This is a genomic window from Citreicella sp. C3M06 (genome assembly GCF_018860705.1).
Classification (GTDB): domain Bacteria; phylum Pseudomonadota; class Alphaproteobacteria; order Rhodobacterales; family Rhodobacteraceae; genus Salipiger.
On sequence record NZ_JAHKQA010000020.1, the window covers coordinates 40,982 to 53,355 of the forward strand.

A 12,374-nucleotide genomic window follows, 5' to 3' on the forward strand; every position below is an offset into this window, starting at 1 on the left:
GCGGGATATCCGCGCCTCTGACCCCTTGTTTCGACCCGCAGCCGACGCCACGGCTTTGGCACGCGGGGCCGCTGATGCCGACTGATCGAAGAGGTGCAGTCCCATGCTGACCTACGATGCCTATCACCGACCGACCTCTCTGCCCGAGGCGCTGCGCCTCTGGCGGGATGCGCCCGAGGGAAGCCGGCTGGTTTCCGGCGCGACCGACCTTCTGCCTGCCGCCCGCGATGGCCGCCTTGGAGATGTCCATCTGCCCGCGCTTATCGACCTGACCGGGGTCACCGAGCTGCGCGGCTATGATTTCGCCAACGGCCATGTCGCGCTGGGGGCCGGGACGGTCTATCAGGATTTCCTGACCGACCCGGTGCTGCGCCGGGCGCTGCCTTGCATGCCTTATGTGTCGATCTGGTTCGCCGATGACCAGATCCGCGAAACCGCCACGCTTGCGGGCAATCTGGTCAACGCCTCGCCGGTGGCCGATGGCACACCCCCGGTGGTGGCGCTGAACGGGCTTGTCGAGCTTTCCAAGCTTGACGGCGATGCCATCACGTCGCGCCGGGTGCCGGTGCGTGACTTCATCACCGGGCCGGGCCGCACCGTGATCGCGCCGGGCGAAATCATGACACGGGTCTTTCTTGATACCTGCTACGGCTATGGCGGGGCGTTCCAGAAGGTCGGCCAGCGGCGCTCGCTGGTGATCTCGGTCGCCTGCTGCGCGGCGCTGGTCAAGCTCGACGAAAGCGGCCGGGTGTTCGAGGACGTGCGCCTTGCCCTTGGCGGGGTCGGTCCGGGGCCGATCCGGCTGGACGATTCCGAACGGATGCTGCGCGGCGAGCCGCTGTCCGAAGAACTGATGCAAGCCGCTGCCGGGTTGGCGGCGGAGAAGGTCGCCTCGCGCTCGCGCCGGGACTACCGCCGCGACGTGGTGGTCAGTTTCGTGCGCGCCGCCCTGTCGGAAGCGCTGAGCAATGCCGGGGCCAAGGCTCCGCTGCAAACCATGGAGGACATGGCCAATGTCTGAGACCAGGATCACCTGCGAGGTCAACGGCCGCAAGGTCGCCCGCACCGTCGCAACCCATAAACGCCTGCTTGATCTGCTGCGCGACGATCTCAACCTGACCGGCACCAAGGAAGGCTGCGGCGCCGGGGAATGCGGCACCTGTTCGGTGTTCGTCGATGGCAAGCTGGTGAAATCCTGCCTTGTGCCGGCGGCCCGTGCCGAGGGCGCGCGCATCGAAACCATCGAAGGGCTGGCGGGGATGGGCCCGCTGACCCCGGTGCAAAAGGCGTTTCACAAGACCGGCGCCAGCCAGTGCGGCTATTGCATTCCCGGCATGGTGATGGCGGCGACCAACTGCCTGCGGCTCAACCCCGAGGCCGATATCGACGAGATCAAGGAGCGTATGGGCGGCAATATCTGCCGCTGTACCGGCTATACCAAGATCCTCGAAGCGGTGGAAATCGCCCGTGACGTGATCGCCGGGCGCCGCCCCGAGGGCGATCTTGATACCGACGAGCCGCTTGGCGACAGCTTCATCGGCCACAACGTGCGCCGCATCGACGCCCCGGCCAAGGTTACCGGGCGCCTGCGCTATGCCGCCGACATGAAACTGGTCGACATGCTGCAGATGCAGGTGCTGCGCAGCCCGCATCCCCATGCGCGCATCGTTTCAATCGATACCTCTGTCGCCGAGGCGATGGAGGGGGTGGAATGCGTCATCACCGCCGCAGATGTGCCCGGCAAGGACGGGTTTGGCGTGTTTGTGCATGACCAGCCGATCATGGCGCGCGGCAAGGTGCGCCATGTCGGCGAGGCGGTTGCCGCCGTTGCCGCCGAGGATTTGCTGACCGCCCGCCGCGCCGTCGCCGCGATTAAGGTCGAATATGAACCGCTGCCGGTGATCGGCACCCCCGAAGACGCCATCGCCCCCGGCGCCCCGGTGATCCACGATTACGCGCCAGACAATGTCGTCAAGCATATCCCGCTGCGCAAGGGCAACCCCGAGGCGGGCTTTGCCGAGGCCGACCTGATCATCGAGGACAGCTTCAGTACGCAATCGGTAGAGCACGCCTACCTTGAACCCGAGGCCGGGGTGGCCTTTGTCGATCACGACGACGTGGTGACGGTGCATTCGCCCAGCCAGAACATCACCCATCACCGTCATATGCTGGCCGACATCCTTGGCCTGCCGATCAACAAGGTGCGCATGGTGATGTCTGCGGTGGGCGGCGGCTTTGGCGGCAAGGAAGACATGATCTATCAGGGCATGCTGGCGCTTGCGGCGATCAGGACCCGCCGCCCGGTGCAGCTGAATTTCACCCGAGAGGAAAGCCTGATCGCCTCGGCCAAGCGGCATCCGTCCAAGGTCAGCTACAAGATGGGCCTGAAGCGGACCGGCAAGATCACTGCCATCACCTTTGACATGCTCTCGGACGGGGGCGCCTATGGCATGAGCTCCGAAGGGGTGATGCGCAAGGCGGCGATCCTGTCCTGCGGGCCTTACGAGGTGCACAACCTTCAGGTCGATACCCGCGCGGTCTATACCAACAACACGCCGTCGGGCGCGTTCCGCACCTTTGGCGGCATGCAGGCGCAATTCGCCACCGAAAGCATGATGGACATCGCCGCCGAGGCGCTGGGCATGGACCCGTTCGAATTGCGGCGCATCAACATGTACCGCAAGGGCTCGATCACCCACACCCAGCATCGGCTTGACCGCGCATCGCTCGACATGGTGCTGGATGCGGCAGAAACCGCCAGCCGCTGGGAGAGCGGCGCGCCGAACGTGCGCGGTGCGGCGCGCAGCGACATGGGCGGCCCGGATACCCGCCAGCCCTGCACTCTGGGCGCGCGCATCGTCGCCGAGGCAGCGGACCTGTCGCAGGGCGATCATCCAACCAAGGCATCGACGGAGGCGGCAGAATGAACGCGATCACTCAGACCAGCGCCGACACCCGGCGCAAGCGCGGGCGGGGCATGGCGGCAAGCTGGTACGGCATCGCCCGCACCGCGACCATCGACCGGGCCGGGGCCTGGGCCGAGATCGACGATGGCGGCACCATCAAGGTGGTCACCGGCGTCACCGAGATTGGCGAGGGCATCCTGACGGTGCTGGCGCAGGTCGCCGCCGAGGAAACCGGCGCGCGCCCCGAGGATGTCACCATCGGCGACAACGACACCGCCCGCTCTCCCGAGGCGGCCCATGCGGGCGCCACCCGGCAGACCTACATGATCGGCAATTCGGTGGCACTGGCCTCGCGCGAGGCGCGCAAGATGCTGTTCGAACAGATCGCCGAGCATTGGGACACCCCCGAAGACAGCCTGCGCGCCTTCAACGGCGAGATCTGGGTCGAGGGCAGCAACCTGCGCATGACGCTGTCCGAGGCGGTGGCGATCTGCAAGGGGCGTGGCGTGGTGCCGGTGGGGGCAGCAAGCTTTACTGCCCATGGCACCGGGCTGCACCCGGTGGATGGCAAGGGCAGCCCGTGGCAGACCTATGTCTTCGGCACGCAGGTCGCCGAAGTCGAGGTCGACACATGGACGGGCGAGGTGCAGGTGCTGGGCATCTGGGCCGCGCATGACGTGGGCCGCTGCATCAACCCGCGCGGCGTCGAAGGCCAGATCGAAGGCGGCGTGGTGCAGGGGCTGGGGCAGGCGCTGATGGAGGAGCACATCTGCGAAGGTGGCCACCCGACCACCCATGGTTTTGCCAAATACATCCTGCCGACGGCGCTGGATGTGCCGCAGATCAATTGCATCATCGTCGAAGACGAGGACCCGACCAGCCCCTTGCGGGCCAAGGGCATCGGAGAGCCGGCTCTGGTGCCGACCTGTCCGGCGATCATGAACGCCATCTATGACGCCATCGGCGTTCGGATGAAATCTTTGCCCGCGACACCGGAAAAGATCCTCGCGGCGCTTCGGATGCCGCCCGGAGGAGGGGCGCGCATCACTTGGAACAACCGCCCGGCGGGGGAAACCTTGACCTAGGGCGGTGCGGTGCCGCGGAACTGGAGAGCCGCGGCACCGCCCTATCGACCAATCAACAGGGAGGAGAGGAAGATGATTTTCAAGGCCACGATGAAAGGTGCCCTTGCGGCGCTTGCCACCGTCTCGATGCTGGCGCTTCCGGGCGGCGCTCGGGCGGACTACCCGGAAAAACCCATCGAGATGACCATCCTGTTCGGAGGCACCGCGAACACCATCGCGCAGCTTCTGGCCGAGTTGATGTCGCAGGAACTGCCCGAGCCGGTGGTGCCGGTCAGCCGTCCCGGCGGCGGCGGCGCGGTGGGCTATAGCCATGTCGCGGCGGCGCGCCCCGATGGCTACCAGCTGGTGTGGAATTCCAACTCCATCAACACCGTCACCCATACCGGCCGCGTGCCGTTCGACTATACCGCCTTTGCCCCGATCGCGCGGATCTCGGTCGAGACCCCGGCGCTTGGGGTCAATTCCGATCGCGGCTGGGCGTCGCTTGATGATCTCAAGGCCGCGGCGATGGCGGGCAAGCCGCTCAAGGTCGGGATTTCGGGCAAGGGATCGTTCACCCATCTGGTGTCGGCGGCGCTGTTCGATGCCATGGGGATCGCTGACAAGGTCATGTATATCTCCTACGGCGACGGCAAGGCGCCGGTCGAGCTGATGGCGGGGCGCATCGACGCCGCGATCCAGTGGCCGGGGCAGTTCTCTTCCTACATGCAGAGCGGCGAGCTGAAGGTGCTTGCGGTCACCGGGGCCGAGCGCATCGAGGCGCTGCCCGACGTGCCCACCGCCGCCGAACAGGGCGTCGATGTCGATATCACCATGTGGCGCGGTCTTGCCGCCCCCGCGGGCACCCCCGAGGGCGTGATCGCCGCGCTTGCCAAGGCCGCACAGGCCGCCACCCAGACCGACCAGTTCAAGGCGGCCACGGGCACACTGGGCTTTACCGCCGCCTATATGGGGCCGGAACAGTTCGGCGCGCTGATCAAGCAGGACGACGAGTTCTACGGCGCGCTGCTGGGCGAGCTTGGCATGGGCATGTGAGCAGGCGGGGGGATTGGACAGATGACTGACAGACACAAGGACCTGATCTTCGGAGGGCTGCTTCTGGGCCTCGGGCTGACATGGACCGGGCTGGTCTGGTCGACCATCCCCCCGGCCTTCGATGCCTACAGCATCGGCCCACGCGCCTTTCCTCTGACGCTTGGGTTCATACTGGTCGGGCTTTGCATGGTGCTGCTGGTGCACCGCGCGGCCCGCGAACATGACAACAGCGGTACCGACGTGCCCGCTGAAACGGATACGGCGCTGAGCCGCCGCATCATGTGGCTGCCGCTGGCGCTGATCACCGTGGAAATCTGCGCCTATGGCTTTTTGCTCGACAAGATCGGTTTCCTGCTCGCGACGCCGCTGGTGATCCTTGCGATCCTCGCTTTGAACCTGCGCTGCGGCAAGCCGAAGGTGCTTGTCGGGATGGCGCTGGGCGTAACCGTGGGCTGCTGGCTGATCTTCGACAAGCTCATGGGCATCCACCTGGCCAGCGGCAGCTGGATCAACCTCGGATAGGCCAATCATGGATATGTTTTTTCACGCGGCAATGCTCGCGCTCGACCCCTGGGCCATCGGAGCGGTTGGCCTTGGGACGCTGGTAGGGCTGATCTTCGGCTCGATCCCGGGTCTGACATTCACCGTGGCGCTGGCGCTGGCGCTTCCCATCACCTTTTCGATGGACAGCGTGCCGGCCATCGGCCTGCTGCTTGGCACCTATATCGGCGGCATGACCGGGGGATCGGTCTCTGCCATCCTGCTGGGCATCCCCGGCACACCATCCGCCGCCGCCACCGTGCTTGACGGCTATCCGATGACCAAGAAGGGCGAGGCGTCGATCGCCCTTGGCACGGCGGTCATCGCCTCGGTCTTTGGGGGGATGTTTTCGCTGATCGTGATGATCGTCTCGGTGAACCTTGTTTCGAAACTGGCCATCGGCTTTGGCCCGGCCGAGATCTTTGCCCTCGTGGTGTTCGGCCTGTCGACGATCTGCGGGCTGTGCGGCGGCTCGATGCTCAAGGGGCTGATCTCCGGGGTGCTCGGGCTGATGATCATGACCGTCGGGCTGGACCAGATGGAAGGCGTGCCGCGCATGACCTTTGGTTCGGTGAACCTGCTGCAGGGGGTGAACCTGCTGGTGGCGATGATCGGCCTGTTCGCGGTGCCCTTCATCATAGAGGCCTGCTCGGGCCATATGGAGACCAAGCACAAGCGTATGGTCCGGGTACGGGCAGAACTGCCGTCGATCCGGCTGCTGCTGGGGCGGTTCTGGCTGATGCTGCGCTGCTCGGTGCTGGGCACCGGCATCGGGGCGATCCCCGGCACTGGCGGCGCCATCGCCTCGTTTCTGGCCTATGATCACGCCCGGCGCACATCCAAGACCAAGGAGAGCTTCGGCAAGGGAGAGCTGGACGGCGTCATCGCCCCCGAGGCGGCCAACAACGCCGTCACCGGCGGCACGCTGATCCCGCTGCTGTCGCTGGGCATTCCGGGCGATCCGGCCACGGCCATCGTGCTGGCGGGGCTGATGATCCACGGCATCACGCCGGGGCCGGCGCTGTTCATGAACCACGCCACCGAAGTCTACGGCATGTATGTCGCGGTGGCTGTCGCCTATGTCTGGGTGCTGGGGCTGCAACTGCTGGGCATCCGCCTGTTCGTCCATGTGCTGAAGATCCCGCGCGATCTGCTGGCCATCGGGGTACTGGTGCTTTGCGTCATCGGGGCGTGGTCAGTGCGCAACTCGGTCTTCGACATCTACGCCATGGCGGCGATCGGGGGGCTAGCATACCTGTTCATCGCGCTCGAGGTGCCGATCACGCCGATCATCCTTGGCATGGTGCTTGGCCCGACCATCGAAAACGAGTTCCGCACCGCCATGATGCTGTCGGGCGGCAGCTGGGACATCATCTTCACCTCTCCGCTCGCCATGATCTTCCTCGGCCTCGCAGCGCTGATCATCGTCCTTCAGGCGATTTCGGAACTGCGGGTCCGGCGGTCCAACCAACAGAAGGTAAACGCATGATGCTGGACAAGAATGACATGCCCGCCGCCGAGGCCACGCGCAGCCGCGCCATCCGCCTTGCCTCACAGGAGTTCGACACCGCCTTTCCCGGGCAGGGCGTGCTTGAGCTGACGCTGTCCGAGGCGCTGGTGGTGGCGCTGATGAAGCAGGGGGTGCGCACGTGGTTTGCCATCTTTGGCCATGGCTCGACCGATCTGGGCGAGGTGCTGCGGGTCTATCATGAGGAAGGCGCGGTGCAGGTGATCAACTGCCGCAACGAGGTCGAGATGGCCCATGCCGCCACCGCCCATGCCTGGGTCACCGGGCAGACGCCCGCGGTGGTGACCTCGATCGGGCCGGGGGGCTTGCAGGCCATGGCGGGCTCCCTGGCGGCGGCGTCGAACGGGGTGGGGGTGTATCACATCTACGGCGACGAGACGACGCGGGGCGAGGGCTACAACATGCAGCAGGTGCCCAAGCCGCAGCAGGGGGTGTTTGGCCAGATCGGCGCGCTGATGGGGCAGGCCTATACGCTGCATACCCCCGGTGCGTTGCGCGAATGCATGCGGCGCGGCACGGCTTGCGTGCACCATCCCTACAAGGCGGGGCCGTTTTACATCCTGCTGCCGATCAACACCCAGCCGGCGCTGACGCAGCTCAACCTTGCCACGCTGCCCGGCAAGCAGGACGTGCCGCCGGTCGTCCCGGTGGGCGCGGCTCTGAGCGAGGCGGCAGCGTTGATCCGGGGCGGCACGCGCGCGGTGATCAAGGCCGGGGGCGGCTGCCGCAAGCATTCCGAAGCGCTGCGCCGCTTTGCCTGTGCCATCGGCGCGCCGGTGGTGCTCTCACCGGGATCAACCGGGGTTATGATGGACGGGCATGTACAGAACATGCATGTCGGCGGGTCGAAGGGATCGATCAGCGGAAATTTCGCCATGCAGGGGGCCGAGCTGGTGATCATCGTCGGCTCGCGCGGGGTCTGTCAGGCGGATTGCTCGGGGATTGGCTATCCGAATGCGCGCGCCGTCATCAACATCAACGGTGATCTTGATGATCTGACCCATTACGCCCGCACCACGGCGCTGCCCGGCGATATCTCGGCGGTGCTGACCGCGCTGCTGTCTGCGCTGGGCAAGGACACCGGGCGCGATGCCCGCAGAAACTGGCTGCGTGATTGCGAGGCGAAAAAGGCCGAGTGGACCGCCTTCAAGGCTGCCCGCATTTCAGGCGCGCCCATCGCCGATGTGGTGTGGAAAACCCCGGTGCTGACCCAGCCCGCCGCCATCCACGCCGTTGCAAGTTTTGCCAAGGCGAAGGGCGCGGTGAAATTTTTCGATGCGGGCGACGTACAGGCCAATGGCTTTCAGATCGTCGAAGACGACAGTCCGACCGAGACCGTCACCGAAACCGGGGCGTCTTATATGGGCTTTGCCGCCTCGGCGCTGCTGGGGCTGGCCGGGGTCAAAGACGCGCCCTATGGCGTCGCCTTCACTGGCGATGGCTCTTTCATGATGAACCCGCAGGTGTTGATCGACGCGGTGGAACATGGCGTGCGCGGCATGATCGCGCTGTTCGACAACCGGCGCATGGCGGCGATCACCGATCTTCAGCTCGCCCAGTACGGGCGCGCGTTCAAGACCAACGACAGCGTTGCGGTCGATTATGTCGCGATGGCCGGGGCGGTCAGCGGCGTCAAGGCGATCTGGGGGGGCACCACCCGCGAAGAGCTGGATGCGGCGCTAAAGGCGGGGTTCGCCCATGACGGGCTGAGCCTGCTGCACATCCCTGTCTATGCCGGGCGCGATCCGCTCGCGGGTATGGGCGCCTATGGAAACTGGAACGTCGGCAACTGGGTCGAAGACGTGCAGGCGAAATACCTGCACGCCACGATCTGAGCCACGGGAGAAAAGCATGTATCACGATCTGAAACTGTATATTGGCGGCGACTGGCGTCCCGCCTCTGACAATGGCACCAAGCCGGTCACCGATCCCGCCACCGAGGATGCGCTGGGCCTGATCGCCGTCGCCACCGAGGCCGATGTTGCCGATGCGCTGAATGCCGCGCAGGCAGGGTTCAAGGCCTGGCGCGCCACCGGCCCGTGGGAGCGCGGGGCAAAGCTGCGCCGGGTGGCCGAGATCCTGCGCGCCGATGCCGACCGCATTGCCATGCTGATGTCGCTTGAAACCGGCAAGCCGCTGGCCGAGGCCAAGGGCGAGACCAATGCCGCCGCCGATCAGTTCGAATGGTACGCCGAAGAGACGAAGCGTATCTACGGCCAGACCATCGAAAGCCGCACCCCCGACAGCCGGATGCAGGTGATCTATCAACCGGTGGGCGTTGTCGCGGCCTTCAGCGCGTGGAATTTCCCGGCGCTGCTGCCTGCCCGCAAGATCGCCGCCGCGCTGGGCGCGGGCTGCGCCATCATCGTGAAACCGGCAGGGGAAACCCCGGCTTCCTGCGCGGCGCTGGTGCAGGCCTGCCACGATGCGGGCATCCCGGCGGGAGCGGTCAACATGGTGACCGGCCATTCCGGGGCCATCGCGGCGCAGCTCATCGGCTCGCCCATCGTGCGCAAGGTCTCGGTCACCGGTTCTGTGCCCATCGGCAAGGAGATCCTGCGCCTTGCCGCCGATGGCGTGAAGAAGGTGACGATGGAGCTGGGCGGCCACGGCCCGGTGCTGGTGTTCAACGACTTTGATGCCATCGCCGCCGCCGAAACCTGCGCCACCACCAAGTTCCGCAACTGCGGGCAGGTCTGTATCTCGCCCACCCGCTTTTACGTGCACGAGGCCAGCTACGAGGCGTTTTCCACCCGCTTTGCCGAGGTGGCAAAATCGCTGAAGATCGGGCGCGGCACGGATGATGGCGTACAGGTCGGTCCGATGGCCAACCGGCGCGGGCTGGAGACCATCCGCCGCATGACGCAGGACGCGCTGGACAAGGGCGCGCAGTTGCTGGCGGGCGGCGGTACCCCTGCGGGCGCCAACAAGGGGTTTTTCATCGAGCCCACCGTGCTGGGCCAGGTGCCCGACGATGCGCTGGTGATGACCGAAGAACCCTTTGGCCCCATCGCCCCGATCACCACCTTTCGTGACTATGACGAGGTGATCGCGCGGGCCAATGCGCTGCCCTTTGGCCTTGCGGGCTATGTGTTCTCGAACGATCTGCGCATCGCGACGCGGGCCTCCGAGGATCTTGAATGCGGCATGATCGGGGTCAACGAGATGCTGCTGGCCACCGCCGAGGCGCCCTTTGGTGGCATCAAGGAAAGCGGCATGGGCCGCGAAGGCGGCGCGCTGGGCATCAAGGATTACCTCGATGCCAAATACATTCGCACCAAACTGGGAGCCATCGCATGAGCGACAAAGAACAGGGCCTGTCGCGCGGGCTGACCAATTACGGCGACCGGGATTTCTCGGTCTACCTGCGCAACAGCTTTGCCTCTTCCATGGGCTACAGCCGCGACATGCTGAAACGCCCCATCGTCGGCATCGCCAACAGCTTTTCGGGATTCAACAACTGCCACCGGCATTTCCCCGAACTGCTCGATGCGGTGAAACGCGGGGTGCTGATGGAAGGCGGGCTGCCGATCGAATTTCCCACCATTTCATTGGGCGAGGTGTTCCTGTCGCCGACCTCGCTCAAATTCCGCAATCTGATGTCGATGGACACCGAGGAAATGGTGCGCGCCCAGCCGATGGATGCGGTGGTGCTGATGGGCGGCTGCGACAAGACGGTGCCAGCGCAGCTGATGGGGGCGGCCTCGGCCGATCTGCCGGCGGTGCAACTGGTGGCGGGGCCGATGATGACCTCGCGCTATCAGGAAGAACGTCTGGGCGCCTGCACCGATTGCCGCCGCTTCTGGTCGAAATACCGCGCCAAGGAGGTGACGACAGAACAGATAAACGACATCGAGGGGCGGCTTGCCACCACCTCGGGCACCTGCGCTGTGATGGGCACCGCCTCCACCATGGCCTGCATCGCCGAAACGCTGGGCATGTCGCTGCCGGGCACGGCGGCGATTCCGGCGGTGCACGCAGACCGTCTGCGCGCGGGCGAGGAATCGGGGCGCGCCGCTGCCCGGATGATCCTGAACCCGATCAAACCGTCGCAAGTCATGACCGAAAAATCGGTGGAAAACGCGCTGCGGGTGTTGCTGGCGTTGGGGGGCTCGACCAACGCCATCATTCACCTGACCGCCGTGGCGCGCCGTCTTGGCATCCCGGTGTCGCTGCAAAAGCTCAACGAGCTGTCCGATACGACGCCGGTGCTGGTGAACCTCAAGCCGGTGGGCAGCAATTACATGGAAGATTTCTTCTTTGCGGGCGGCGTCGGCGCGGTGCTGCGCGAGCTGAAGCCGCTGCTGCATCTCGACACGCTGTCGGTCACCGGCCAGACCCTGGGCGACCGGCTGGAGCAGGACGAAGGCTGGGTGGATCGCCGGGTGATCGCCAAGGCCTCCGAGCCGCTGGAGCCGCAGGGCGGGCTGGTGGCGCTGTTCGGCAATCTTGCGCCGCGCGGGGCGATCCTCAAACGCTCTGCCGCCGACAAGACGTTGTTCGAAAAAGAGGGGCGGGCGGTGGTGTTCACCTCGCTGGCCGATCTTGCAGCGCGGGTCGATGACCCGGATCTGGACATCACCAAGGACGATTTCATGGTGTTGCAGAACGCTGGCCCCAAAAGCGAATCCGGCATGCCCGAGGCGGGCTACCTGCCGCTGCCGCGCAAGATCGCGGAGCAGGGCGTCAAGGACATGGTGCGCATTTCCGATGCGCGTATGTCGGGTACGGCCTTTGGCACCATTGTGTTGCATGTCGCGCCCGAGGCCTCGGTCGGTGGGCCGCTGGCGCTGGTGCGCAACGGCGATCGCATCAAGCTGTCGGTCAAGGAGCGGCGCATCGAGCTACTGGTCGATGATGCCGAACTGGAAAGCCGCCGCGCCGAGTGGGTCAGCGACAACGTGCCGCCCGAGCAGCGGCGCGGCTATGACCGGCTTTATGCATCCGAGGTGATGCAGGCGGACGAGGGCTGCGATTTCGCCTTTCTCGGGCCGGTGGACTGAAGGGACAGAGCATGAAGATAGGGACGCCGAAGGAGCTAGTGCCTGGTGAGAACCGGGTGGCGCTGACGCCGGAGTCGGCGCGTGCGTTGCACAAGCTGGGGCATGAGTGTCTGGTTGAAAGCGGCGCGGGCGTTGCGGCGGGCTTTTCCGACGCCGCTTACAGCGATGCGGGGGTGACGGTACTCGACAGTGCCGAGGCGCTGTATGAGCAGGCCGATGTGATCGCCAAGGTGCAGCCGCCGAGCGACGCCGAGGTCGACCGGCTGACAGAGGGCAA

9 protein-coding genes and 1 pseudogene are annotated in these 12,374 nt (G+C 65.7%); all 10 read left to right on the plus strand.

Annotated features, from left to right (window positions below; translation table 11 throughout):
- Nucleotides 1–103: 103 nt before the first annotated feature.
- Nucleotides 104–1,021, plus strand: coding sequence for a xanthine dehydrogenase family protein subunit M (locus KO516_RS04575; protein WP_216002629.1), 918 nt, complete (start codon nucleotides 104–106; stop codon nucleotides 1,019–1,021).
- On the plus strand, nucleotides 1,014–2,927 hold the full coding sequence (locus tag KO516_RS04580) for a molybdopterin cofactor-binding domain-containing protein (RefSeq protein WP_216002630.1): 1,914 nt from the start codon (nucleotides 1,014–1,016) through the stop codon (nucleotides 2,925–2,927). The genes KO516_RS04575 and KO516_RS04580 overlap by 8 nt, the downstream gene beginning before the upstream one ends.
- Nucleotides 2,924–3,991: a xanthine dehydrogenase family protein molybdopterin-binding subunit gene (locus KO516_RS04585; RefSeq protein WP_216002631.1), complete on the plus strand. Its 1,068-nt coding sequence runs from the start codon at nucleotides 2,924–2,926 to the stop codon at nucleotides 3,989–3,991. The genes KO516_RS04580 and KO516_RS04585 overlap by 4 nt, the downstream gene beginning before the upstream one ends.
- Nucleotides 3,992–4,063: 72 nt before the next feature.
- Nucleotides 4,064–5,026, plus strand: coding sequence for a tripartite tricarboxylate transporter substrate binding protein (locus KO516_RS04590; protein ID WP_216002632.1), 963 nt, complete (start codon nucleotides 4,064–4,066; stop codon nucleotides 5,024–5,026).
- Between the two features lie 21 nt (nucleotides 5,027–5,047).
- A complete protein-coding gene (locus KO516_RS04595) occupies nucleotides 5,048–5,548 on the plus strand; it encodes a tripartite tricarboxylate transporter TctB family protein (protein WP_216002633.1) in 501 nt (166 codons plus the stop codon).
- Between the two features lie 7 nt (nucleotides 5,549–5,555).
- A complete protein-coding gene (locus tag KO516_RS04600) occupies nucleotides 5,556–7,055 on the plus strand; it encodes a tripartite tricarboxylate transporter permease (protein ID WP_216002634.1) in 1,500 nt (499 codons plus the stop codon).
- Nucleotides 7,052–8,929 carry a thiamine pyrophosphate-dependent enzyme gene (locus KO516_RS04605; protein ID WP_216002635.1) on the plus strand — a complete coding sequence of 626 codons (1,878 nt, stop codon included), beginning with the start codon at nucleotides 7,052–7,054 and terminating at the stop codon, nucleotides 8,927–8,929. Before KO516_RS04600 ends, KO516_RS04605 begins: the two co-directional genes overlap by 4 nt.
- Nucleotides 8,930–8,945: 16 nt before the next feature.
- Nucleotides 8,946–10,394 (plus strand): NAD-dependent succinate-semialdehyde dehydrogenase, encoded by a 1,449-nt coding sequence (locus KO516_RS04610; protein ID WP_216002636.1) that lies wholly within the window; start codon nucleotides 8,946–8,948, stop codon nucleotides 10,392–10,394.
- Nucleotides 10,391–12,097, plus strand: a complete 1,707-nt coding sequence (locus KO516_RS04615; protein ID WP_216002637.1) for an IlvD/Edd family dehydratase — start codon at nucleotides 10,391–10,393, stop codon at nucleotides 12,095–12,097. The genes KO516_RS04610 and KO516_RS04615 overlap by 4 nt, the downstream gene beginning before the upstream one ends.
- Nucleotides 12,098–12,108: 11 nt before the next feature.
- Nucleotides 12,109–12,374 (plus strand): annotated as a pseudogene (locus KO516_RS04620) (NAD(P)(+) transhydrogenase (Re/Si-specific) subunit alpha); the annotation flags it as partial.